The organism is Vreelandella sp. H-I2 (assembly GCF_052959335.1).
This window is the reverse complement of record NZ_JBRAMC010000001.1, coordinates 126,636-149,236: the sequence shown is the minus strand read 5'-3', so window position 1 is coordinate 149,236 and position 22,601 is coordinate 126,636. Positions and strand designations below refer to the sequence as shown.

Here is a 22,601-nt window from a genome sequence, read left to right as displayed (position 1 = left end):
CCTCACTTATACTATGCGGAAGGAAGGATGCCAGCATTTGAAACAATGCGTTTGCCTAAGAGCACACCATCTGTATCGGTGCTTCCATGAAAAAACTTATCGCGATCAAGCCAGGCTTGATCAGCGGAGAAGTTGAGAACCGACGCCATCGTGATGCCGTTATGGTTGCCTATGAAGTAAAAGCCGTTTGTTGAAGGATCAGGAACGGTGATATCCACATCGTTCATTTGTAATGACAGCGGAACCCCCATGTCATCACCAGCATGCGTAGTGATAACGCAACTATTAAAGCCGAAGGAACCAGGGTTTGCTGGCATATCAGGCAACTCTAGTTTTACGTTATAAAAATTAAATAGGCCTCCGCGACGAGAGCCAAATCCCGCTACGCGCTCTTTTCCATCATTGTTATAACGGTTAAATTTAATTTTCTTGTGATCACTAACATCGAGTGACCGAATTCTCACATAGGCATTAATAAAATCAGCAGAATCGGTCAAGTCATAAAATTCATAATCCGACATGAGAGTGATCGTCACAGCCGCACCAGAAGGGGTATCCTGCGCCGCTTTACGGATTGTTTTTATGGGATTTGTGCTTGTTCCGGAGTTATTGTCATTACCATTAAGCTGGTCTACATGAACAATGCGGTTCATTTTATCTTCAATGGCTTGCGGGATTCCCTGCACAGCCGCTTGTACTGCTGAGTCAATGCCAGACATCTTCCCAGCCACTTGGCTGGTAAGGCTGTTAGCGGCGCTGACGAGCGCGGCGATTTGGCTTTCTAAGCTCATGTTACCTCCTGGGTGGCGTTTTGAATGTTGGCGGCGCCTTCGGCGAAGGCGTCAGTAAGCGCGGTGAGGGCATCGCTAAGCTGGGTTTCCAGCGCGGCGTGTTGGGTTTTGGTGGCCTTGGTGCCGAGCTGCTCGGTGATGGTGGTGGCGAAGTTGGGGTTATTGCCCAGGGCCTCGGCGATTTCGGCCAGGGTGTCCAGCGTTTCCGGGGCCGCGCCGATCAGCGTTTGAATGCGCTGGTCGACCTGCTCGCCGGTCAGCACATCCGATTTGTTGGCTTTATTGCGCAGCTTGCCGTCGATCACCCCAAGGGTGTGGGTCACGGCCTGGCGTAGTGCGGTTAGATTCTCATCAAAGCTCATTATTTGGCCTCCTCCTGGGCGGCGATGGTGCCGCCGTAGTAGGTAAATTCCTGAGTGAGCGCGGTCATCATGCTGCCGAGCTGTTGGGTGGCGTGGCGGGCTTCGCTTACCTGTTGAAGGATCTCCGCCGAAAGCGTGCCGGGCGGCCCCTGCAGCCCGTGGCTTATCACCTGAAAGCGCGGCGGCGCTGGCAGATAAACCGTGACCGAACGGGCAGGCATGGTGATGGTGAGGCGCGTGGCGTTAGCCATGGATCACCCCCGGTTTCAGCTGAAAGCGCCCTTGCAGCAGGCTGAATACATCGCCGTTGGGAAACGTAATGCGCAGCTCGTAACGCGCCCCGGCCCAGTGGGGCGCAATCGGCCCGGCGGTTTGTTCGGGGCCTATGTGCAGGTGGATGCCGCCCTGTTCTGGTTCCAGCTCTATACCGCTGCTGGTTTCGCAGGTCAGCAGCGTCTCGCCTTGATAGCTGGCCACCATAAAGATGGCTTCGCAGCCGGTGAGATCCACCGGCGTGGCGTTGGCGTCGTCGCTGGCCCAATTCGCACTGAAGCGGTAAGTGGTACCGGCAACCATCGTGAGCGTGGGGGCCTGGGTACTCATGGGCGCTTCTCAAGTGCCTGAACGCGAAACAGCAGATCGACCTGACGGGCCATGTTGTCGACGATGGCGGCAGCGTTGGCGGTGTACTGCTCGCCCCAGGCGGCCAGTGACAGATTGGCGCCGGTGGTCACGATGGTGACAGCGTCGGTCGGTAGCGCATCCAGGCGTAAATCGAACGCCAACAGCAACGGTACGTTATTCGAGACGTAGGCCAGCGGCTGCTCAGCTGACCAGATCGCCAGTAGCGTGCCGTCCTCCAACTGGAAACCAACTTCGCGTACCCAGAATTCGTCACCGTCGCCATCCACTACGCCGGTAACGTGCAGTTGGCGGTCGGCGGTTTTCTGACCATCGGCAATGGCAATGCGGCGGCGCTGGTTGCCTAATTTGGTGTGCGATGGGCTGGGCGTGCGTCCCTGATCGCCCAGCACAATGTGGGTAAGCTTTGCCTGCAGGCCGTCGCCTTCAGCATTAAACACCGCATTAAGCCCGGCGAGGGTTAGCGTGGGTACCAGGGCCGTCATGGTTGGGCCTCCAATGTGTAACGTGCCACTGCCGTGGCACGGTAGGTGCAGGCCACGGCAAGCGGGATGGTGGATAGGGTGGCATCTTGGCTGGCCGTGGCGGTTTGGCGGGTAACGGCGGCGGTGCGCTGTGCTGCTGCCACGCCTATGCGGCTTTTTGCTTCCAGTGGTGGGGTCACCGCGTTAGCGGTGTCACGACGAACGGCGGCGCTTTTTAGGGCGCTGGCAGCGCCTATGGTTGATGCGTACTTGGCACCGGCCTTGAAGGTGTAGTGGCTGCGCACGTTCTTGGCATTGTCGATTGCCTGGCGTAGCTGGGTGTAAAGAGTGTCGCTGAGCAGCGCGGGCGCTTCTGGGTTGAGGTTTTCATTCACGTAAAGTACGGCGCTGAATGTGCCCCGGGGCAGCGGCGGCGAGGCCTCAAACCATTCGGTTAACTCCACGCTGACGCCCAGCGATTCCATGGCCAGTTCCACCGCGGGGCGGGTGCCTTTGATGCGGTGCAGTTCAGCGCTGTTGGCAATCACCCGGCGCTTGACGCTTTCTGGCCAGGTTTCGTGCCACTGGTCGACTGAAAATGCCCAGGCCAGGAACGGCAGGAACTGCACCGGGCAGGTAGCTGGGTTCCAGAGCGTGCGCAGCGGTACCGGCAGATTAAGCGGGTGTGAGGCTGCCAGGCGGGCTTCCAGCGAGGTGCGGTTAGGTGGTAGTAAGTCGCTCACACTGCCTCCGTTACGAGTGAAATGCCGGTGCAGTGCGGCGCCTGGTGTTTGGCGGCGATGATCTCGTCAAAATCGTTAAGCGTGATGCGTTCGACACCTTCCACGGTCAAGGCAGCATGAATGCCCGAGCGGGTAATCCAGGCGCCCAGGCGGTGGCGGGACTCGGTATAGCTCTCTAAACGCTTGCGGGCCTCATCCCGGATAACGGCCGGGTCGGGGCCAACACGTAATGTCAGTGCGGCGCTAATGGTGTAGGGCAACAGGGTGGCTGCTTGCACGGTGACGCGATCAGTTAAGGGACGGCGCTCATCGATTCGCAAACGAACGGCATCCAGTACCGCCTGGCTGGGTTGACCACCGGCTTCGCGGGAGAGAATGGTGATTACCACATCAACCGGTTCAGGGCTTTCCACCGAGACATCGAGCACATCCGGGTGGGCGCTTTTGGCCTGAAATTCATAGGCGCCGACAGGCCCGGCCACCGACAGCCCCTCGAACGCGAGCTGGATACGCTCGCGGTAGTCACGGTTGTTTTCCAGAGTGGGCGGTACCGGCGGAATGGCGTCGGGGTCACCTTCATCCAGCACCAGGCGTTGGACGTTGAGGTTGGCACCTAGCTGGTCGAGATCTTCATCGTTGGCAAACGCGATCATCACCGCCAGCGCAGCCTCGTTAATGCGTTGGCGAAGCAGTAGTTCGCGGTAGGCGTTCTCTTCCAACAGCTTGACCAGCGGTTCGGATTCCAGCGTGAGAAGCTCGGTGATCGCCTCTCGCTCTTCTTCGGGGTAGAGCGAAATCAGCCGCGCCTTACGTGCGGCGAGGATGGTTTCAAAGTCCAGCGGTTCGATAATGTTGGGCGCGGGAAGCTGGGAGAGATCGATGGCGTTATTCATGCGTTCCCCCTTAGCGGCAAAGCCAGGCTGACGCTTTCGCCGTTATCCATCCGCCGGGCGGTAATAATCAGATCAAAGCGGCCAGGGCGTTGGGTTGAGACTTGGCGGGTAATCTGCTGCACGCGAATGCGCGGTTCCCACTTCATCAAGGCCACCACCGTGGCGGAATAGGCCCGTAGCGCCGTGGGGCCATTTAGTGGCTGGTCGATCAGTTCCGGCAGCAGCGAGCCGTAATCCCGACGCATAATCCGAGAGCCAATCGGGGTGGTGAGGATGTCGTTCACTGACTGCTGGATATGGGCCAGCGAATCTAACCGGCGGCCGGTGTGTGCGTTCATGCCTGCCATTACACTGGCCCCTGGGTGTTGCTATCGCCGCTTCGAACACCGCTGTGAGCGTGATCATGGCCGACGTTTTTACCGTTGTGACGTAGCCCACCACCTTGCTGGGCGTAGCCGCCTTCGCGGTTGAGCTCGCCGGTGTGCTTGATGTTGCCCTGCCAGGTGGTGCCGCCGGGGGCGACGATCTCGATTGCGCCGGGTAGATGAATACGCAGCACGCTGTTGGCGTGGTCGTACTCGAAGAGCCCTTCATCCGGGAACAGCCTGCGCCATAGATCAGCGCTGTTGGTCGTGGCCGGGTGGGCGTTGGAAAATAAGCCAGTAAGCACGACCCCGGCAGCAGGATCGCCACCGGGTGAAAAGATGATGACCTGCTCGCCCTTCGTGGGCGGATCCCAGTCCCGCGTGGTGCCTGCGCGACTTTCGACCCACGGCAGCCAATCCGTTAATAGCTCGCCGGTTTTAACGCGCACGCGGGCAGCGCGATGATCCACCTCGGCGATGGTGCCGAGGCGGATCAGGTTGTGCAGCAGGCGGAGGAGTTCGGGAATGTTCATAGCCGCTATCCTGCGGCGGCTTTACACGCAGGCGAAGCGACGGCGGGTGTGAATGGGGTGATTTACACTGTGACGGCAGAGGGAGGGTACTACTAAGATTTAGCTGATAGCTAAAAATAGTCGATATTTGTTTGCTGTTAGCTATAATAATGGTGATGAAGACGATCACTTACCGTAAAAGCGCATTAAAGGTGCTGCAGAGAATGCCCCGGCCAGAGTCGAAGCGCATTCAAGGCAAAATCAAAGCCTACGCGGAAGACCCGGAAAGCCAACGCAATAATGTGAAGGCGTTGAAGGGGAGCGATTATATTCGTCTGCGGGTAGGCGACTGGCGGGTGATCATCGATGAACGCGGCGATGTGTTGGACATCATTAACATCGGTGCCCGTGGCGGCGTTTATCAATAAAGCACCCATAGCGCACCAGTAACTTAACAGGAGGCTACATGAGCGTACCTCAGATTATTCAAACGCCCACCGGCGAGCGGTTGGTGGTACTGCCCGAGCAGGAGTACCAGGCGTTGCTTGCACGGTTGGAGGATCAGGATGATATCGACGCTGCCAACGCGGTGGTGGCTCGCGGTGAAGAGTCGTTTCCCGAAGCGGTTGTGGATGCGCTGCTGGACGGCGTGGCACCCGTGAAGGTGTACCGCGAATACCGTGGCCTACGTGCGGGGGAACTGGCGGCAAACGTTGGGATTAGCCAGGGTTACCTTTCTGAAATTGAGGCAGGTAAAAAAAGCGGCTCATTGAGTGTGCTAACGCGCATTGCCAACGCGCTGGACGTCGAGCTAAGCGACCTCACCTAACGGCTACATTTATTCCTGGATGACATGATCAGCGCCCTGCCTTTGACGGTAGGGCGTATTTTTTGGCGCGTCTAACGTGCGTCCAGGTGGGCAAGCACAGAATCCATAATCATCTCGCTATCCAGCGCAGTAAAACCCAGCAGCTCTCGCTGGGCGTACTCGACGCGGGGGCCGTCGCGGCTGACGCGATCGGTAAGGCCGCGCTGGTGAGTAATGGCCAACCGGGCCACGTTGCCGAAGAAGCCGACTACGGCGGTATCACCCTGGTTAGTGGCCTTTAGCCATTTAGCGGTGGCGAGTTTGGTGAACATGGTGCGGCGGCGAATGCTGCCCTGTTTGGCCCGAAATGACTGCGGCTTACGCGGGGCGAAGGGCGTGCCATCCGGGTTGGTTTGGGCGCGGATGCGTTCCCGCTGCCGGCGGCGGAGATCCCGCGCCACGTTGCGGGCCAGCGCCCGGCGCTGCTTTACATCCAGCTGGGCCAGCAGCGGGCCGACCCACTCTTCAAGCGCTTCCATATTATCCGCCATGGGGCTCGCCCCATTCGGCTGCCAGGGTGTAGTCGGCGTCTATCTCGCTATCACGAATCAATAATTGCCAGCGGGGGGCCGGGCAGCCGGTTGGCTCGAAACGGGGCAGGGCGTGATCCACTTTAATTTCCCCGGTGTCGCAATCCACCTTGGCCATCACCCGTTCGGTGAGTTTGACCCGTAGGGCCACATCCACCGATTTGTGACTGAGGATCTCGGCTTCAAAGCTGATGGCTTCCGTTGGATCAACATCCGGCTGGTATTCGGCCAGCCATTTCAGTAGCGGCACGATGATGGTGTCGAGATCCGCGCTGAAGTCGGTGAGCACCAGTTGGGCGGTGAACTGGTATTCATGGGTGAGGTTGGGGCCCCGGCGAAATTCGATGCTGCCTTCTTCCACAAAGGTGAGCAGCCGTTCGGGGTCGTTGGCGAGTGTCGGTACGGCGTTAATCAGGTGAGCGCGTAGCAGGTGGAGCTTTTTCATCAGGGGCCTCATGACAGGCAATAACGGCATCGACCTCGGCGGCGCACTGGGCCCAGGCGGCTTCGGTGCGTTCTAACTGCAGGTCGAGCTCGCCATTGGTTTGCGGGTTACTGGCGGGGAGCGTGCAGGGGCTCGGGGTTGCGCACTGATTGGTGATAAGCAGCGGCGCCGGTGACGGCGGGGCGTTTGCGCATCCGGCTAATAGCATCAGGAAGGCGAGCGGTAGCCCAAGCGCGAAGCGTTTCATTTTCACGGTGTAGCTCCTCGATGGTGGTGAGGCGGTTGGAGGCGGTGCGGGCCAGCGCCGCCTGCTGTTGGGCCAGGGCGCGGCGCTGATTGGCTTGGCGAAGGGTGTTATCCCATAGGGCATTAATCACGACCTGATGTTGTTGCTCACGCTTTAGGGAATCAGCCAGCTGCTGTTCGGCCAGATCGGCGCGGGCCTCGGCGGCGTTGGTGCGTTGCCAGAGTGCCCAGGTAACGGTGATGACCAGCGCTAAAATCACCACCGCGGCGAGTAGGCGGTTCATGGTATTTGTTCCTCATTAATGCCCTCCAGACACAATTCACGCTCGGTAGCGCGGCGTTTGACAAGGCCGTTGAGGCGTTTTCCTCCGGCATAGACCCAGCGGGAGAGCTCATGGCAGGCGCCGCGTAAATCGCCTGTGTTGAGTTTTCTCAGTAGTGTCGAGCGGGCAAAGTTGCCTTCCCCCACGTTGTAAACGAACGATGCCAACGCAGCGCGGGTGGGGGGTGGTAGATCTACCTGGGCGCGACGGTCGACCGCGGCAAAGGCAGTGCCCAAATCCGACTGCAGCAGATCCGTGCATTCTGCTTGGCTAAGGGTTTGCCCCATGCGTGCCGTGGCGGTGTGGCCATAGCAAATGGTGGCGATGCCCACGGGGTCGCGGTAGGCGGCGGGTTCATACCCTTCGTAATAGGAGACCACGGCGGTGGCAATACTGAGCGCCCCTGCAGTGGCCCCGATGGCAATGCGGCGTTTAAGACCCATGGCGGCGCCCCCAATAGTCGCGGATGCGTTTTAGGTAACGCGGTACCAAAAGGCCGATCTGCAGCGCGAGGTAGAGCAGCGTTAGCACCGTGACCCAATCGGCAGGCGTCATGCCACCGACATGCAGCAGCGAGACGACGGCTGGCGGGGCGACCTTGGCGCTTTCAGTGGTGATTTCGAAGGAGTGGCTCATGCGGGCCTCAATGGTTGACCATGCGCGGTAGCGGGCGCTAAAGCGTTAATCCCACAGTTGCACGGTGGGGGCGCGGCTGGGTGGTTGGGTTACCGTGGGCAGCGTGACCGGCGTACCGTGGGGCAGTAGCGGCCCCAGTTCCGCCAGCCCTGGGTTGGCGGCTAGCACCTGCTCGGTGACGCCCTGGGTGGTGCCATAGGCGCGGTAGCAGATGGCATCCAGGGTGTCGTTTTGCTGGGCGCGAATGGTGCTAGTCATATCAGTTCCACCGTGCTGTGCGGCCGTCCTTCGATCTCGCTGATCGCCCAGGCGGCATCGCGGCGGTAACCGTCGGCGGGATCTTGCAGGCGTTCGCCACGCTCCCGGCCGCTGTTGGTGGCGTCATAATCCGCGTAGCGTTCCAGCAGGCTGGCGTGGGCGGTGGAGTACACGGCGCGCAGGTAGAGCACGTTAAACACTTCCGGCGCTTGCCAGACGGGAATGGGCAGCGAGTCCATCGTTTGATAACCCGCTTCCACTTTGGCGGCTTGCCAGTGGCGTAAAACGCGGTTGACCGTGGCCATCGCTGCCTGCAGTGCGCTTTCAATGCGCGCATGGGTAATGGTGCTATCCAGCCGGTGGCGTTCACGGAAAGCGCTGGGCTCAATGTCCGGCCAGAAGCCATTGTTTTCGATTGCCTGTTCAGCCGTGTCGCTGGATGCCGTGCCTGCCGAGATAAAGCTGCTCATCGGGTTACCTCAATTCATTAAAAGGGGGTGGGCGGCGTTCGAGCGGCAGCGTTAAACGCCTAGCTCTTACGTCGCGCCCCCTGACGTCGGCGGTCGACTCGGTTAGCTGTCAGCCTTTGGCTGGGCAGCGCTGTTCTTTACGTACGATGTTTCAGCTCGCGTTCCAGGCGCTCAAGATCTTTCTTCACGCCTATGCGATCGTTGAGCGCTAGGGCGCGCTCAAGATTGACCTGGGCTTCTTCCAACTGGCCGGTGGCCCGGCAGGCGTAACCCAGCGCTTTGTGCAACTTGGCGCGGATCTGATCGTGCATGTCAGCGTCGCTAGTGAGCCGCTCTACATCGATCAGGTGAACCAGGAGGGAGGTGGTATCGGCTCCCTCTTCATCCAGCTGCTTTAACGCCTGGTCGGCGACTTCTTCAGCAATGATGGCGGCGGTACCGCGCTCGAATTGATCCGGCGGGGTGAGGCTGTGTTTGATAGCGTATTTGGCGATCGCAATAGCCCCGGCGAGGTCGCCGGCATCTATACGCCAGAGCATGATGCGCATCAGTACGTCGTCCTGGGCGCCTTGGCCCGCCTCCAGCACTCCCTCGATGTACTCGGCGTACTTGGGCAGGATCTCGCGCTTGATCTCGGCTTTGCGCTCCATGGATTGTGTGGATTTAAGCAGGCGATAGTCTTCAAATAGCGCGGCTTGCATGAGCTCGAAGGCTTCACCCTGCATGGGTGCTTCACCCGCGTTAGCGGCGGCCTGGGCGGCGCTGACGCGTTCAAAGTGGCGGCGGATAGAACTGACCATTGGTTACTCTCCCGCCGGTGCTTCTGTGGGGGCGTCCTCACGCGTAACGTCTTCGAGCAAGCAACCAAACCCGTAGTCTTCGATGACATAGGCATCATTGCTTGATTCATAGTTTTCAATCCGCTTACGTTCGGGCTTGTCCTTGAGGTAGCGACGACGAGAACCTTCCTGCCAGTAAAGTGACAAGTTCTCAAAGGAGGTGATGAAGATTCCTTTTTCCAGCATGAAGGGGGCTTGGTAGCTGTTTAAGCCTCCAATGCGTTTTGCCGCCATGATCATGTCCAGCGCACGGCTTTCAGTCGGCTGCTCATACTGGTTGACCTTTGGCAGGTACTCTTCAGTCATCAAAGTACGGCCGACAATGGCGACAAGGTCGGTAGAGTCTCGGTACCAGGGCTCAATCATGGAATTGACTGCTTCAAGCACCAGGGCATCTAGATTTTTAAATTCTCGATCTTTGCCAATGACGTGCCCGCTGGTTACCCGTGCGGGTGAGTGGTTACGGTATTTCTGCAGCCAGCCAATGTTGACGTCTTGTAGCAGTGGGTTGGTCGCTCGATCTGTCTGTTTGGCCGCTGTTTTACCGTTAAAGCCGATCATTAAGCGGTCGAGTGCCTGCTGCTTGATGATGGCGTCGCGAATACGTGCCTGAAAATCCGGGAACTTGGCCCAGGCGTCGAGTTTGGCCCAGGTCAGATAGGTATCGTATTCGGTGGATTCACAACGGTACTCATGGTTATCCATGGTGGTGGAATCAATAGGACTACGATCTCGCTGAGTGACATCGGTACGGGCGGCAATAGGCCCGTTGATGCCTAGGCCAAGCTTTTGGCCGACAAGATCGCGCACACCAATCACATTGACTCGACTGAGAAAATCGCTGGAATCCTGGATCTTGGTTTCCAGCGTTTGCTGCACGCTCGGTTCAATATCGAATGAAGAGTACGCATTTTCAGCACCATTAAGTCGAGCAAGGCGTTGGCCGTATTTATTGAAGAGCTTTCGAGTTTCTGTACGCATAGTTAATGGCGTCTCTTAGCAGTCGGTTTCGATGGAGCCGTCGTTGCCGGTGGCAGGCTTGCGCGACGGGCGGCTGGGGGTGTTGTCGATCTGGGAATAGAGCGCGTCGAACTCTTTTTTCAGCGTGTCGTGGGCGCTTTTGAGCTCAGCAAAGGCGGCCTGGGTGGGGCGCTTTTTAAGCGCTTCGCTGAGTGCCTGGTGTTTTTCCACAAACAGGCCAAGGGTTTCTTCCAGATCGGCGCGAAAGGCAGCGAAGCCAGCTTCCGTTTTGGCGTCCTGCTTTTTGAACAGTGCCTTAACGCGCTCGGCAAGTGTGGGGCCTTTCTCTTCCTGTTCATCTTCCTCGCTGAATGAGAACTCGGTTTCGATGGCTTCAGAGAAGAGGTTTTCCGGACGTTGCTTGCGAGCGGCTAGTGGGGAGTTTTTGCCCTCGGAAGCGCTGAATTTGAGCATGGAAGTGCCAAGAGAGGCGGGGGAGTCGGTGACGGCCAGGCCGACCAGATACGCCTCGCCGGAATCGGCAAAGTCGAGGTCGATCTCCATGGAGGTGTAAATCTTCTGGCGTTTCTCGACCATGGCTTTGAGCTCATCGGTCGGGTCGATCTCGGCGTATAAGCCGAGCTTTCCGTCTTCACCTTCTTCGGTTTTGAGTGCGGTGACATCGCCATAGGCTTTGAAGGGGCCTTCCGGCAGCAGCCCTTTGATGTGCTCCATATTGACCCGGCAGCCGTAGTTGTCGGGGTCGAAGTTGGCGGCCATTTGAGTGAGCCATTCGGCGCTGATGGTGCGGCCATCAGTAGTTGCGCCTTCTTTTGCAATGCGGTGCCAGGGCATGGTCGGGCCTCGGTGTGTGGGTTGGGCGTTTGGCTGCGGTCAGGTTCCCCGCACACGCGGCTTGGCTCAATGAGGGCTGGGTGTAAGTGGCGTGACTTACACCGGGCGGGACAATCGTGGCTGCGGCTGCGCGGGTACGCTGGCGGCATGACGCCTCAAGCCAATATCGACGACGATCACTACCGCCTCTCTGCCCGCCATCTTTTTTGGATGGGGTGGCGGATTGCGCGCATTGCCGAGTTTCTGGAAATTCCCCGGGCGACGATTGATAGCTGGAAAAAACGCGACGCCTGGGACGACGCCACGCCGACCCAGCGGGTAGAGGGGGCGCTGGAAGCGCGCTTGGTGCAGCTGATTTGGAAGGATCAGAAAGAGGGCAAGGATTTTAAGGAGATCGACCTGCTGGTCCGCCAGATCGAGCGGCTTGCCCGGGTGCATAAGTACCAGGGCAGCGGTAAGGAAGCCGACCTGAACCCCAACATCGAACGCCGCAATGAGGGGCCGAAGAAAAAGCCGGCCCGTAACGATGTGGGCGATGAGGGGGTGATTCAGATTGTTGAGGCGTTTGAGGCCTCGCTGTTTGATTACCAGCGTGGCTGGTACCGCGCCGGTCAGCATGAGCGTATTCGTAACCTACTGAAGTCGAGACAAATTGGCGCGACCTGGTACTTCGCCCGGGAAGCGATTGCCGATGCCATGGAGACCGGCAAGAACAAAATCTTCATGAGCGCGAGCAAGGCCCAGGCACATATTTTCCGGCATTACATCGTGCAGTTTGTGAAGGAGGTAACCGGGGTTGAGTTGAAGGGCGATCCGATCATTCTCGCCAACGGCGCCGAACTGCATTTTTTGGGTACCAACGCCAAAACGGCCCAGGGCTACCACGGCGATACCTACTTAGACGAATACTTCTGGATTCATGGCTTCGAGACGTTCCGCAAGGTGACGTCGGGCATGGCGATGCATAAGAAGTGGAAGCAGACCTATTTCAGCACGCCTTCCTCCGTGGCGCATGAGGCGTACCCGTTCTGGACCGGTGACCGGTTCAACAAACGCCAGAAGAAAGCCGACCGGGTGAAGATCGAAGTCAGCCACGCGGCCTTGAAGAACGGGGCGCGGGGGCCGGATGGCCAGTGGCGGCAGATCGTTACTATTGAAGATGCCATTGCCGGGGGCTGTGACCTTTTCGACATCGATCAGCTGCGCCTGGAGTACTCTGATGATGAGTTTGCGAACCTGCTGATGTGTGAGTTCGTGGACGATACGCAAAGCGCCTTCCCGCTGGCGATGATGCAGCGCTGCATGGTGGATAGCTGGGATGCCTGGCGGGATCTAAAACCCTTCGCGCCTCGGCCGTATGGCGATCACCCGGTGTGGGTGGGGTACGACCCAGCCGGTGATGGTGAAGATGGTGATGGGGCTGGCTTGGTGGTGGTGGCTCCGCCGAAAACCACCGACAGCAAGCACCGTATTTTGGAACGCCACCGGATCAAGGGCCGCGACTATGAGGCCCAGGCGGAGTTTATTCGCAGCGTGACGCGGCGCTATAACGTGACGTTCATCGGCATCGACACCTCGGGCCTGGGTGAAGCCGTGGCCCAGCTGGTGGCGAAGTTCTTCCCCACCGTCACCCGTTACCGCTATACCCCGGAAATGAAGTCGCGCCTGGTGATGCAGGCGCAGCAGATCATCAATAAAGGGCGCCTTGAATTCGATGCTGGTTGGGTGGATCTCGCCCAGTCCTTTATGGCGATCCGCCGGGAGCTGACGGCTTCCGGACGCCAGATGACCTACACCGCCGGGCGCAACAACCAGACCGGCCACGCTGACCTGGCGTGGGCAACCATGCACGCCTTACACAATGAGCCACTCGATGGCCCGGTCGATCATGGCACGGGCCGTTCCCTAATGGAGATGTACGGATGAGCGAAGCGGCAGCAGCGCCAAAGCCGCGGGTGCGAGTGCCCGCTTACGTGAAAAACAGCGACACCACGGCCGCGCCTGCCAAAGCCGAGGCATTTAGCTTTGGCGAGCCGACGCCGGTGATCGATGGCTATGATTTTTTCTACACCGGCTGCTGGATGCTGGGCAATGAGTGGTACGAGCCGCCGGTGGATTTCCCCGCGCTGGCCCAGACCTACCGCGCCACGGCGCACCATGGTTCGGCTATACAAGTGAAGCGCAATATCCTGGTGCGCTCCTTTATTCCTCATCCGCTACTCAGCCGTCAGGCGTTTAGCGCGCTGGCCACTGACTACTTTGTGTTTGGTAACTGCTACCTGGAGCGGATCTTTGGCCGACTGGGCCGGTTGTTGGCACTCAAACCAGCGCGGGCCAAGTACGTGCGCCGAGGGGCGGATCTTAGCCGCTACTTCTGGGTGCCTAACTGGTCCGATCGCAGTGAGTTCGACGAGGGCAGCATCATTCACTTGCTGGAACCGGACATCAACCAGGAGGTTTACGGCGTGCCGGATTACCTGGGCGCGCTGCAGTCGATCTACCTCAACGAAAACGCCACGCTGTTCCGCCGCAAGTATTACCTCAACGGCTCCCATGCGGGCTTCGTGATGTACGTCTCCGACGCTGCCCACAACCAGGAAGATATCGACGCCATGCGCACGGCGCTAAAAGAGTCGAAGGGCGTGGGCAACTTCCGCAACCTGTTTTTGTATAGCCCCAACGGCAAGAAAGACGGCATCCAGATCATCCCGATCAGCGAGGTTGCCGCCAAAGATGACTTCGCGGCGATCAAAAATATCACCCGCGATGACCAGCTAGCCGGCCACCGCATCCCCCCGCAGCTGATGGGCATCATCCCCAACAACACCGGTGGCTTTGGCGACGTGGAGAAAGCCGCCAAGGTGTTCGTGACTAATGAGCTAGAGCCGGTGCAGGCGGTGTTTAGTGAAATCAATGATGTGTTGGGGGAGGAGGTGATTCGGTTCAAGGGGTATGAGCTAGGAATCGTTTAACAGGCCTTTCTAATGGGGCTCTGTGAGCCCCAAGTTTCACCAAACTACTCCTTATCGGATGCAGTAGATTCATTGATGTTAAAATCCAGCCCACTTTCTTCAATCACAATGTTAGCCTGATTAGCCGCATAAGCCTCTGTAGACTCAATTGCAGCTTTCATGTCATGTTTACGGCTAAACCGAGAAAATCGAATCACACCTTCAGCGTGTTCATTGGTGAAGCTGGAATCGTAATTATCACGTACGGTTTTACCAAGAATGGCCGCAGCGCCCTCAGATCCCCAGTCATCAACAAGCCTATCGGTTTCAGAAAGGTTATGAAGGTGCACAGAGTTGCCCTTCGATGTAACTTTCCCATCCTTTGTCACTTCGTCCATGCAAAACCCCTTTTCTTGCTATGCCCACGTTACACCGCCCGCCGACGGCACCTATTTAACATATAGTGCCTTCCTTGCAATTCCTCAAGAGCACAACTCCCCAGCTTTCGCATAGGTCGATGTGAGTGTTGAAAGGTGTTGTATGTTATCGCTTGTCGCGCCGTCGACTCCCCGCCCCGCCTGCGCGCTAAACCTGTGTGTTTTTATGCACCCATGCACTAGCTACCAAGCCGCGCCGGTACTGGGCTTTATAGCCCTGTTACAGGGGAGCTTTCTCATGCGGAATCTTGCGAAATCAATGTAGTAATCCCGGACAAGGAGGCCACGGGAAAATCTCTCAGAAAGCATGGGGGTCTCGGAAAAAGGTAATCTAGGTAATTTGGCCGATATTCGTCTATAAGTTTATGTTTTTACTTATTTTAAGATTACCTCTAAAAGGTAATAAAAGGTGACTAAAAGGTAATATTAAAGTAAGTGACTGAAAATAATAGGATTTATAAAAATAAGAATTTACCTATTTAAAAGGTAATGTGGTTACCTATTGATCACCTTTTTATTACCTTTTGAACGACTGTTTTAATTATATATATTTCAGTGGCTTACTGTGTATTTTCGAGATTGGTTACCTTTATTACCTTTTTCCGAGACCCCCAAACATTCTGGCGCACCTTCACGCATGATGCGCACGCACACGCGTCACTCGCGGATCTGTAAGCAAAAGGGAAACAGAACAAAAGCGCTATTTAGTTGGCACAAATTTGGTACTTATTCTTAACGAGAGGCTTAACGGCGGGGTTTCGGTCTAATCCATCATCGGTGCAACCGAAAACCGGCGAGCCGCATTTGCGGGGCTTTGATTTGTCATATCAATCACTTGCAATTTATAGATGCGGTATGAGTTATGTCTTGAAATAAGTGAAAGTAACCCACTGTGAAGACGTAATAGAAGCGAGAGTTTATTGATGCGCAATTGTACGCAAAAAAGGCCTTTCAGCCCAGACCAACAGTCTGCAGAGAAAGTAAGGAGCGTGACCCTCATTGACTTCCGCAACACGTCAGCCCTGATGGTATTGTTCTAGTGCCATAGTGATACCTGTGCACGTTCACAGAAGAGGTGAATTTACGCATATAGCGTGCGGGACTGATGGCAGAGTGTTAGCGGCGCTGAGGGGAGGTTTACATTTCAGGGTGTGGTAAGCCATAAAACAGCCCGCCGAAGCGGGCTGTGAGCATTTCTTTAGGTTCGTATGAGGCGCAAAGTGCGTGAACTACTCCAACTGCCATTCGGCTAGCGGTACTTCGTTTTTGCAGCTGGTGTCCACTTGTGCGAGTGGGTCGCCAAGAAATTCGTTAATCACGGTGGATCGACACTCATTGACCGGGCTATGCCCCATGGCCTGCATCTCGATGGCCTGGAGATTAGGCATCGTATCGGATAGCGCTTCGCTCCAGCGCGTACCGCAGCAAGGGTCCATCTGGCCATGTATCGCCAGTGCGGGCGTTTCAGCCGATACAATGTCGTTATGCTCGGGTGGCACGTCGCCATCTACGCCCCACCATGCGCAGAGCCAAATTGGCTCAAAGCCGATAATGGCGGGTTCACGTTGCACGGCAGCTATTGAGTCTTGTGGCGTTGGGCGGTTTGTCCCCATGTCGTTACAGGCCTGAGCCAGGAACGCGCCCATGGCATAGTTGGGTGCTTCGGTAACCGGGTTGTAATCATCAATCATGAAGAAATCATGTAGCGATGAGTAGTCCCCCTCACGCACTTCGGAAACAATGCGAGGCAGTTCATCATAGTATTGCGGCAGCATTAGGTAGAGGGTGTCGAGGAAAGCAGCACCGTCAAAATATAGGGTTTTCTGCTCGCCGTCTGATTCAACCTGGGCAATGTAAGGCCTGTCGTCCAGTGCGCGGCGCGCCCTATCAATGGCCAAGAACCATGCTGGGATCTGTTCTCGGCAAGCTTCGCTGTCTTCAACGCACATGGCTAAAACATCAGTAAACTTGCTTTTTAGTGTATAGAATTCATCTAACGGTGCTCTATTGCGAAGGCTGGTGTACCAGGGCCAACCAAGAATAGCGGCTCTCACACTATCAGGATAATAGCGAACATAAGACAGCGCTGTGCCACTCCCGGTAGAGGAGCCGAAAATATTTACGTTATCGTAATCAAGCAGACTACGGATCTCTTCAACGTCTCGTGCAGTTGCGCTTTCTGTATATTGGGCTATTTCAATGCCTTCATCTTCAAGCTTTTGGTAGCAGTCGGACACTTCGCTGGTGATGTGTTGCATCCGCTCCATAGGATCAAGCGACGCTGTTAGCGCCGGTGTGTGAATAATATTGTGGTACGGGGATACGGCTGCGTAGTCAGGGCACTCCAATGAAGGGGTGGCATGCTTAAAGCCGCGAGGATCAAACACGACTAACGAGCGGTTGCCAATATCCTTACGCAGTTGCTCAATGTAATCAGCATTGCCGAGAATAGAGTACCCCGGGCCGCCGGGAAAAAAGACCACAGGATCGCTTTCTTCATCGGCATCATTTTCAGTCTCTGGTTCGATGACACCTACGGGAAGCTCAATCGTATTCCCGTTTGGGGCGTTCCAGTTTTCTTGACCATAGAAGGTGTAGCAACTGGCATTGAGGTCTTCAAGCGCTTGTGTGGCACAGGAGGCGCTTTCCAACCGAGGTATGGAATCATCACTGGTTTCTGCATGAGCAACACCAGCGCCTAGGACAGCCATAAAGCATAGGCTAACGTATGCAGTTTGCTTTTTTGGGCGCATAACATCTCTCCACTCACAGTTGAATTTGTTGGCGAGAAAGACGGCAAAAGCTGTACCGTAGGTTCACTATAGGAATAATTAAATCATGGCGCTTGACCCATTTTACTCTGTTGCTGTGGAGGGACGCCATTCGACAGTTTGCTCGCTTTTTTAAAGTAACTTTTATACTCGCTATCGCCTTATCAAACCCCTGATTTGACCGGCTCGCGAAGTGTGCTCCAGCGTATCGTTCCAGCACTGCATTTAAGTTAAACGATCTCATTTGAGCCTTTCATTTAACGTGCACTGGCTAGTCCGAAGGCCTTGTGACCCTTGCTCGCCACCCTCACGCCGTAAACACCGCATACACCATTTGTAGTGCCAACCCCATCAACATAAACGCGAATACTCGCTTGAGTAGGGCGACAGGCAGCTTGTGGGCGAGCTTTGCGCCGATGGGGGCGGTTAGGATACTGAAGGGCGCCATTAGCAGTAGGGCAGGTAGGTAAACGTAGCCGAGCGCTGTGCTGGGCAGGCCTTCGGTAGACCAGCCGTTGATCACGTAGCCCAGCGCCCCGGCGACAGCAATCGGTAGCCCTACGGCTGCCGAGGTACCGATCGCGCGGGGAAGCTTTACGTTGCACCACGTTAAGAAGGGCACTGTCAGTGAGCCGCCGCCAATGGCCACGAGTGCTGAAATACCGCCAATGCCCAGGCCCACACCGCTTACGCCCACTGGGCCAGGTAGGCCACGGCTCGGTTTGGGCTTAATATTTGCCAGCATTTGAAGCGACATTAACACCATAAAGCAGGCAAAAAAGATGGCTAGGCCTCGGGTGGGGATTAGCGCGGCGATAAAGGTGGCCAAAAACGTGCCCACTAAAATGCCGGGGGTAATAAATCGAACAATGTCCCAACGAACCGCTCCGTGCCGATGGTGGGAAAACAGGCTGGCGGTGGAGGCGGGAATGATCGCTGCCATAGCCGTCCCCAAGGCCAAGTGGGCTAGGTGCTCGTGGGGAACACCTTGTAGTACGAAAAGTGACGTTAAAATTGGCACCATGATGCCGCCACCGCCGATCCCCAGTAAGCCTGCCATCAGTCCAACAAAGCCGCCCAGTGCTATATACGCCAACCACCAAATGATATCCAAAGTCGCTACCCTCTAAAAATGTGTTGTTAGCATGATAACCACATTGTACCGGAAGTGGGGGGCGTGGCGGGGCAGAAGAAGAGTATTCCACTGTGGCGGCGGCTATGCAGTGGTAAGCTGCAGATCAGGTAACGTTCTGGAGTATGTATGCGCAAAGTAATAAGTCGTGTTGGGGTGTTGACGTTGTCCGTTGCGCTACTGGCAGGCTGTGGTGAAACACAGGAGTCGAGTGGGCCGGCATCAACCACCGAGCAAGCGCCAGCCTCTGAACCTTCGGTTGCTGAAACAGCAGCTGATCAAGCAGACGTTGAGGAGGTGGAAGTTGAGGAAGCGGAAGAAGTCGCGCCACTTGCTGTCGAGATATCGGCACACGTATCGCTACGTAGTGATCGGCGCCTAATGGTAGAGGGCGAAAGTAACTTACCCGACGAGACATTAGTGCAAATTATAGTCGAGCGTGAGATTAGTAGCGTGCGTTGGCGCGAGCGGACACGTATAGAGGATGGCATGTTCGCAGCGGGGCCCTTTGGCCCGGGCAGTGGTTTACCAGATGGTGGCTATGTCGTGCAGGTTGAGGTTTCCGAAGGAAGCGTGCAGCCGGAAGCCGTGCAAGCGCGTATTGGCCACAAAGGCCAGCATCTGGCGGGAGAGCTGGTAAGCCAATCCCGCCATGGGCTGGGCCAAGTGGCCACCTACTCACGGCGTTTCTTGGTTGGGAGTGAGCCAAGACAAACGCGTGACCAGGTGGAGGTGCTAGAGAGTCCGGGGAGGTAGACGCTTTAGGCAGGATGCCAATGGGCTAACAGTACTGCATGAATAGCGGTGTCGCTTGGGGCTTTAGTCAAGTGCTCAATCACGAAGCGATCGTCGCGTTGCACTAGATAATGGCCCGCTTTGTGAAACACGAGCGTTGGCCCAAGCAGCAGTAAGTCACCTGCGCTAATGGGCGAAAAGTCAGTGCCTTTTCCGGGTGTTGCCATTACGCATGGCGCTTTCCAGTCAATGTTCAGCGGTAAATGACTGGGCACTTTAATGGTTGTTGCCTGTACCTGTTCCCACGGGAGGGGGCCGGCATGGGTCAACGTTAATAGCTCTGGGGCGCTATCACCTTCCAATAGTGTGGCTAGGGAACAGTCGAGGGCGTCAGCGAGCGCAACGAGGCGTTCATGACCGATCTGTTTGATCGCTCCGGATTCCCAATAGGAAATGGTGACATCTGACACGCCAACTTTGCGAGCAAGGGCAGCTTTGTTGAGCTTGGCCCTAAGCCGGAGTTGCTTGATACGTGAGCCTAGCGATTCCATTTCGTCTTCCTGATGAATGAGCTAAAGAGCTCGTGAATGACTTCCACTATAGACATTATAGAATTTCTTCCAGTATAGGATAGTGGCTCTTTGAACATGCAATTTTCGTTTGGCTCGATCATGGGGTATGCCCCCAAGGTGATGTTGCAGAGCCATATTAAGCGATTGTGCTTTAGCGCGCATTGTTGGACAAAATAACGTTGAGCTAATTTCTCTGACGCTTTCTAGCAGAAGTTGTTCCCTGTATGGCGCTGTTGGTTACGCTTAAGGTGCGTATAATATCGCCATGCATTTTTGCCAATAGGACGTTTTCATGACCGTACGTACTCGCATCGCACCTTCTCCGACAGGGGACCCCCACGTTGGTACGGCTTACATCGCGCTTTTTAATCTATGTTTTGCGCGTCAGCATGGCGGCCAATTTATCCTCCGTATAGAAGACACTGATCGGGTGCGCTCTACGCCTGAGTCGGAGCAGATGATTCTCGATTCGCTGCGTTGGCTGGGACTTGAGTGGGATGAAGGTCCCGATGTGGGTGGGCCGCATGGCCCTTATCGGCAAAGCGAGCGTGGCGATATTTATGCCCAATATGCCCAGCAACTGCTTGATAACGGATATGCATTTAAGTGTTATCGCACCAGTGAAGAGTTGGATGAGCTGCGTGAGGCACGCAAAGCAGCGGGGTTGCAGCTGGCTTTGAAGCCCGCAGACTTGTCGCTTGATGAGCAGGAACAAGCTCGCCGTGAGCAAGAAGGCTGGCCTTACGTGGTGCGTATGAACGTGCCTGCCGAGGGTGTTTGTGTGGTTAACGACATGCTACGCGGCACGATTGAAGTGGAGTGGGCACAGGTCGATGCACAAATTCTGCTTAAATCGGACGGCATGCCTACCTACCATTTAGCCAATGTGGTTGACGATCACCTGATGGCTATTACCCACGTACTGCGTGGCGAAGAGTGGATTAACTCGGCACCTAAGCACCAACTGCTGTATGAATATTTTGGTTGGCAAATGCCGCAACTTTGCCATATGCCGCTGCTGCGCAATCCGGATAAATCCAAACTTTCGAAGCGCAAGAACCCAACTTCCATCAATTACTACCGGCGGATGGGTTTTTTGCCCCAGGCCGTGACCAACTATTTGGGGCGAATGGGGTGGTCGATGCCCGATGAGCGCGAAAAATTTAGCCTACAAGAAATGATGGCTGAATTTGATGTTCAGCGTGTCTCGTTAGGTGGGCCTGTGTTTGACTTGGAAAAACTGACTTGGCTGAACGGCGTCTATATTCGTGAAGATTTGGATGACGGTGCGCTGTTGAGCGCGCTGCGGGAGTGGGCCTTCAATGACGCCTACGTTAAGCAGATATTGCCACAGGTACGGCCACGGGTAGAAACGCTCTCCCAGGTCATGCCGTTGGCAGGGCATTTTTTCTCGGGCTTACCAGTGCTGACAAAAGAGTCCTTTGATAGCGTGAAGCTTGAAGAAGATGAGTTGGTAAAGCTGCTCCAGTTCCTGGTCTGGCGATTTGAAGGTGTTTCGGCTTGGAATAAAGACGCGCTTTTACATGAAGTAAAGCTCCTGGCTGAGCACTTTGATTTAAAAATGAAGACGTTTCTGGCGCCAGTGTTTATTGCCATTACCGGTAGTACGTCTAGCACCTCAGTAATGGATGCGATGGCGATTCTTGGCTCTGATGTCACCCGAGCACGATTGCGAAGTGCTGTAGAGGTATTGGGCGGTGTTTCCAAAAAGCAGGCTAAGCGCTTTGAGAAGGAATTTCGTGAAATTGCGTAAACGCGGTTTACCGAAGCGCTAGCGATTACAAAAGCGTCTATTTTCTCTAGGCAGTTTGTAGTGTAAATAGGCGCTTTTTTTATTGACGAAGATCAGCACAATCAGTATTATACGCTCCGTCTTCGCGACATGTGGGGCCTTAGCTCAGCTGGGAGAGCGCAACACTGGCAGTGTTGAGGTCAGCGGTTCGATCCCGCTAGGCTCCACCAATTCGCATAGCGATTGAAAGCTTGTGAGTCGTTGTTCGTGAAGCCGCGCTTGTGATTGATTTTCATACGTCCCATTCGTCTAGTGGTCTAGGACACCGCCCTTTCACGGCGGTAACAGGGGTTCGAACCCCCTATGGGACGCCATCATTTAGTGATTCCTTTCCCGTTTGATTTTCTAGTAATGAGATTTCTCATTTGCTAGTTTTTTCGCATTCCTGCCATTTACAGAAAAGCTACAAATCGCCATTTTCTAGACGATTTTATGCTTGACTTGTCCACTTTTGCCACTCCGGCCTTGAGGTTGTGCACAACCCTTTGTTGTTGACGCAAAAAATCTTGAACAGAACTTAAATCGTTTAAAAACAATGGTTTACGTTAGATCAAAAAATGACCAATTTAAGGCTGGCCCACTGTCCATGGCGATTACGGGACGTTTTGAAGTGGTTGTGAACAGGGTTATCCACAGATAGTGTGGAAAACCCTGATCCAGGCCGGGAAGCAAAAAAGTCAAGCGTTATTAGGACCTGCTCAGGCGTTTTGATGATAGCCATATAGTCTAGGGCTAAGCTAAAAAAGGCTTGTTAAAGGCACTATTCAGCAGAGCTATTTAACAGGGCTGTTCAACGGAGCTATTGAGCTATTCAACAGAGCCATCTGGCTGTCGGCAGAGCGGACGTAAAGAGGCTTTCTGCGAGGCACTCTTACGCAAGGCATCCTTGGGTGTTGATAAGATCGTTAAGGCGTGTATCGACGCATTGAGGCTTTAATGGTTTTACGTTGAACAGCCTCTACGCAAAAGGCCGCCCGTAGGCGGCCTC

Annotated in this window: 30 protein-coding genes and 2 tRNA genes; 8 read left to right on the top strand and 24 right to left on the bottom strand. The window is 55.7% G+C overall.

Annotation, left to right across the window (positions count from 1 at the left end):
- Positions 1-11 precede the first annotated feature (11 nt).
- Genes ACUVOF_RS00735 through ACUVOF_RS00695 form a run of 9 tightly spaced genes read right to left on the bottom strand, consistent with a single transcriptional unit; the run spans position 12 to position 4,793 of the window.
- Positions 12-791, bottom strand: coding sequence for a hypothetical protein (locus ACUVOF_RS00735; RefSeq protein ID WP_447042537.1), 780 nt, complete (start codon positions 789-791; stop codon positions 12-14).
- Positions 788-1,153 (bottom strand): hypothetical protein, encoded by a 366-nt coding sequence (locus ACUVOF_RS00730; RefSeq protein WP_447042536.1) that lies wholly within the window; start codon positions 1,151-1,153, stop codon positions 788-790. Before ACUVOF_RS00730 ends, ACUVOF_RS00735 begins: the two co-directional genes overlap by 4 nt.
- Positions 1,153-1,404 (bottom strand): hypothetical protein, encoded by a 252-nt coding sequence (locus ACUVOF_RS00725; RefSeq protein ID WP_447042535.1) that lies wholly within the window; start codon positions 1,402-1,404, stop codon positions 1,153-1,155. The genes ACUVOF_RS00730 and ACUVOF_RS00725 overlap by 1 nt, the downstream gene beginning before the upstream one ends.
- Positions 1,397-1,756 carry a hypothetical protein gene (locus tag ACUVOF_RS00720; protein WP_447042534.1) on the bottom strand — a complete coding sequence of 120 codons (360 nt, stop codon included), beginning with the start codon at positions 1,754-1,756 and terminating at the stop codon, positions 1,397-1,399. Before ACUVOF_RS00720 ends, ACUVOF_RS00725 begins: the two co-directional genes overlap by 8 nt.
- Positions 1,753-2,280 (bottom strand): phage tail-collar fiber domain-containing protein, encoded by a 528-nt coding sequence (locus ACUVOF_RS00715; protein WP_447042533.1) that lies wholly within the window; start codon positions 2,278-2,280, stop codon positions 1,753-1,755. The genes ACUVOF_RS00720 and ACUVOF_RS00715 overlap by 4 nt, the downstream gene beginning before the upstream one ends.
- Positions 2,277-3,002 (bottom strand): phage tail protein I, encoded by a 726-nt coding sequence (locus ACUVOF_RS00710; protein WP_447042532.1) that lies wholly within the window; start codon positions 3,000-3,002, stop codon positions 2,277-2,279. Before ACUVOF_RS00710 ends, ACUVOF_RS00715 begins: the two co-directional genes overlap by 4 nt.
- Positions 2,999-3,895, bottom strand: coding sequence for a baseplate assembly protein (locus ACUVOF_RS00705; protein ID WP_447042531.1), 897 nt, complete (start codon positions 3,893-3,895; stop codon positions 2,999-3,001). The genes ACUVOF_RS00710 and ACUVOF_RS00705 overlap by 4 nt, the downstream gene beginning before the upstream one ends.
- Entirely contained in the window at positions 3,892-4,242 is a 351-nt protein-coding gene (locus ACUVOF_RS00700; RefSeq protein ID WP_447042530.1) for a GPW/gp25 family protein, read from the bottom strand. Before ACUVOF_RS00700 ends, ACUVOF_RS00705 begins: the two co-directional genes overlap by 4 nt.
- Positions 4,242-4,793, bottom strand: coding sequence for a phage baseplate assembly protein V (locus ACUVOF_RS00695; protein ID WP_447042529.1), 552 nt, complete (start codon positions 4,791-4,793; stop codon positions 4,242-4,244). Before ACUVOF_RS00695 ends, ACUVOF_RS00700 begins: the two co-directional genes overlap by 1 nt.
- Before the next feature lie 149 nt (positions 4,794-4,942).
- On the opposite strand from ACUVOF_RS00695, the gene ACUVOF_RS00690 reads away from it, so the two are divergent.
- Together ACUVOF_RS00690 and ACUVOF_RS00685 are read left to right on the top strand one after the other, a co-directional pair.
- Complete coding sequence (locus ACUVOF_RS00690) at positions 4,943-5,200, top strand: type II toxin-antitoxin system RelE family toxin (protein ID WP_447042528.1); 258 nt, start codon at positions 4,943-4,945, stop codon at positions 5,198-5,200.
- A 38-nt stretch (positions 5,201-5,238) separates the two neighbouring features.
- On the top strand, positions 5,239-5,601 hold the full coding sequence (locus tag ACUVOF_RS00685; RefSeq protein WP_447042527.1) for a helix-turn-helix domain-containing protein: 363 nt from the start codon (positions 5,239-5,241) through the stop codon (positions 5,599-5,601).
- A 71-nt stretch (positions 5,602-5,672) separates the two neighbouring features.
- Here the strand turns inward: ACUVOF_RS00685 and ACUVOF_RS00680 are convergent, their stop codons facing one another.
- The 11 genes from ACUVOF_RS00680 to ACUVOF_RS00630 form a co-directional block, all read right to left on the bottom strand.
- Positions 5,673-6,131 (bottom strand): phage virion morphogenesis protein, encoded by a 459-nt coding sequence (locus ACUVOF_RS00680; RefSeq protein WP_447042526.1) that lies wholly within the window; start codon positions 6,129-6,131, stop codon positions 5,673-5,675.
- Complete coding sequence (locus tag ACUVOF_RS00675) at positions 6,121-6,615, bottom strand: phage tail protein (protein WP_447042525.1); 495 nt, start codon at positions 6,613-6,615, stop codon at positions 6,121-6,123. The genes ACUVOF_RS00680 and ACUVOF_RS00675 overlap by 11 nt, the downstream gene beginning before the upstream one ends.
- Entirely contained in the window at positions 6,578-6,823 is a 246-nt protein-coding gene (gene lysC / locus ACUVOF_RS00670; RefSeq protein WP_447042524.1) for an Rz1-like lysis system protein LysC, read from the bottom strand. Before lysC ends, ACUVOF_RS00675 begins: the two co-directional genes overlap by 38 nt.
- Entirely contained in the window at positions 6,723-7,145 is a 423-nt protein-coding gene (gene lysB, locus ACUVOF_RS00665; protein WP_447042523.1) for an Rz-like lysis system protein LysB, read from the bottom strand. Before lysB ends, lysC begins: the two co-directional genes overlap by 101 nt.
- Positions 7,142-7,627 carry a lysozyme gene (locus ACUVOF_RS00660; RefSeq protein ID WP_447042522.1) on the bottom strand — a complete coding sequence of 162 codons (486 nt, stop codon included), beginning with the start codon at positions 7,625-7,627 and terminating at the stop codon, positions 7,142-7,144. Before ACUVOF_RS00660 ends, lysB begins: the two co-directional genes overlap by 4 nt.
- The gene (locus tag ACUVOF_RS00655; protein WP_447042521.1) at positions 7,617-7,820 is read right to left on the bottom strand and encodes a hypothetical protein; all 204 of its coding nucleotides are present in this window, start codon (positions 7,818-7,820) and stop codon (positions 7,617-7,619) included. Before ACUVOF_RS00655 ends, ACUVOF_RS00660 begins: the two co-directional genes overlap by 11 nt.
- Positions 7,821-7,865: 45 nt before the next feature.
- A complete protein-coding gene (locus ACUVOF_RS00650) occupies positions 7,866-8,078 on the bottom strand; it encodes a tail protein X (protein WP_447042520.1) in 213 nt (70 codons plus the stop codon).
- Positions 8,075-8,548 carry a head completion/stabilization protein gene (locus ACUVOF_RS00645; RefSeq protein ID WP_447042519.1) on the bottom strand — a complete coding sequence of 158 codons (474 nt, stop codon included), beginning with the start codon at positions 8,546-8,548 and terminating at the stop codon, positions 8,075-8,077. Before ACUVOF_RS00645 ends, ACUVOF_RS00650 begins: the two co-directional genes overlap by 4 nt.
- A gap of 137 nt (positions 8,549-8,685) precedes the next feature.
- Positions 8,686-9,348 carry a phage terminase small subunit gene (gene gpM, locus ACUVOF_RS00640; RefSeq protein WP_447042518.1) on the bottom strand — a complete coding sequence of 221 codons (663 nt, stop codon included), beginning with the start codon at positions 9,346-9,348 and terminating at the stop codon, positions 8,686-8,688.
- Between the two features lie 3 nt (positions 9,349-9,351).
- Positions 9,352-10,368, bottom strand: coding sequence for a phage major capsid protein, P2 family (locus ACUVOF_RS00635; protein ID WP_447042517.1), 1,017 nt, complete (start codon positions 10,366-10,368; stop codon positions 9,352-9,354).
- 15 nt (positions 10,369-10,383) lie between these two features.
- Complete coding sequence (locus tag ACUVOF_RS00630; RefSeq protein WP_447042516.1) at positions 10,384-11,202, bottom strand: GPO family capsid scaffolding protein; 819 nt, start codon at positions 11,200-11,202, stop codon at positions 10,384-10,386.
- A gap of 147 nt (positions 11,203-11,349) precedes the next feature.
- Here ACUVOF_RS00630 and ACUVOF_RS00625 point away from each other — a divergent pair, with 147 nt between their 5' ends.
- Together ACUVOF_RS00625 and ACUVOF_RS00620 are read left to right on the top strand one after the other, a co-directional pair.
- The gene (locus ACUVOF_RS00625) at positions 11,350-13,128 is read left to right on the top strand and encodes a terminase large subunit domain-containing protein (RefSeq protein ID WP_447042515.1); all 1,779 of its coding nucleotides are present in this window, start codon (positions 11,350-11,352) and stop codon (positions 13,126-13,128) included.
- A complete protein-coding gene (locus ACUVOF_RS00620; protein WP_447042514.1) occupies positions 13,125-14,174 on the top strand; it encodes a phage portal protein in 1,050 nt (349 codons plus the stop codon). Before ACUVOF_RS00625 ends, ACUVOF_RS00620 begins: the two co-directional genes overlap by 4 nt.
- Before the next feature lie 44 nt (positions 14,175-14,218).
- Here the strand turns inward: ACUVOF_RS00620 and ACUVOF_RS00615 are convergent, their stop codons facing one another.
- From ACUVOF_RS00615 to ACUVOF_RS00605, 3 genes are all read right to left on the bottom strand, one after another.
- Positions 14,219-14,551, bottom strand: coding sequence for a hypothetical protein (locus tag ACUVOF_RS00615; protein ID WP_447042513.1), 333 nt, complete (start codon positions 14,549-14,551; stop codon positions 14,219-14,221).
- Positions 14,552-15,819: 1,268 nt separating this feature from the next.
- Positions 15,820-17,343, bottom strand: coding sequence for an alpha/beta fold hydrolase (locus ACUVOF_RS00610; RefSeq protein WP_447042512.1), 1,524 nt, complete (start codon positions 17,341-17,343; stop codon positions 15,820-15,822).
- Positions 17,344-17,668: 325 nt separating this feature from the next.
- Positions 17,669-18,475, bottom strand: a complete 807-nt coding sequence (locus ACUVOF_RS00605) for a sulfite exporter TauE/SafE family protein (RefSeq protein WP_447042511.1) — start codon at positions 18,473-18,475, stop codon at positions 17,669-17,671.
- Between the two features lie 147 nt (positions 18,476-18,622).
- Between ACUVOF_RS00605 and ACUVOF_RS00600 the strand changes: the two genes are divergently transcribed.
- On the top strand, positions 18,623-19,249 hold the full coding sequence (locus tag ACUVOF_RS00600) for a hypothetical protein (RefSeq protein ID WP_447042510.1): 627 nt from the start codon (positions 18,623-18,625) through the stop codon (positions 19,247-19,249).
- Positions 19,250-19,254: 5 nt separating this feature from the next.
- Here the strand turns inward: ACUVOF_RS00600 and ACUVOF_RS00595 are convergent, their stop codons facing one another.
- A complete protein-coding gene (locus ACUVOF_RS00595) occupies positions 19,255-19,779 on the bottom strand; it encodes a helix-turn-helix domain-containing protein (RefSeq protein ID WP_447042509.1) in 525 nt (174 codons plus the stop codon).
- Between the two features lie 313 nt (positions 19,780-20,092).
- Here ACUVOF_RS00595 and gltX point away from each other — a divergent pair, with 313 nt between their 5' ends.
- The 3 genes from gltX to ACUVOF_RS00580 all read left to right on the top strand — a co-directional run bounded on the left by gltX (position 20,093) and on the right by ACUVOF_RS00580 (position 21,927).
- Positions 20,093-21,574: a glutamate--tRNA ligase gene (gltX, locus tag ACUVOF_RS00590; RefSeq protein WP_447042508.1), complete on the top strand. Its 1,482-nt coding sequence runs from the start codon at positions 20,093-20,095 to the stop codon at positions 21,572-21,574.
- 133 nt (positions 21,575-21,707) lie between these two features.
- Positions 21,708-21,783: transfer RNA gene (locus ACUVOF_RS00585), tRNA-Ala, on the top strand.
- Positions 21,784-21,851: 68 nt separating this feature from the next.
- A tRNA-Glu gene (locus ACUVOF_RS00580) sits at positions 21,852-21,927 on the top strand.
- Positions 21,928-22,601 lie beyond the last annotated feature (674 nt).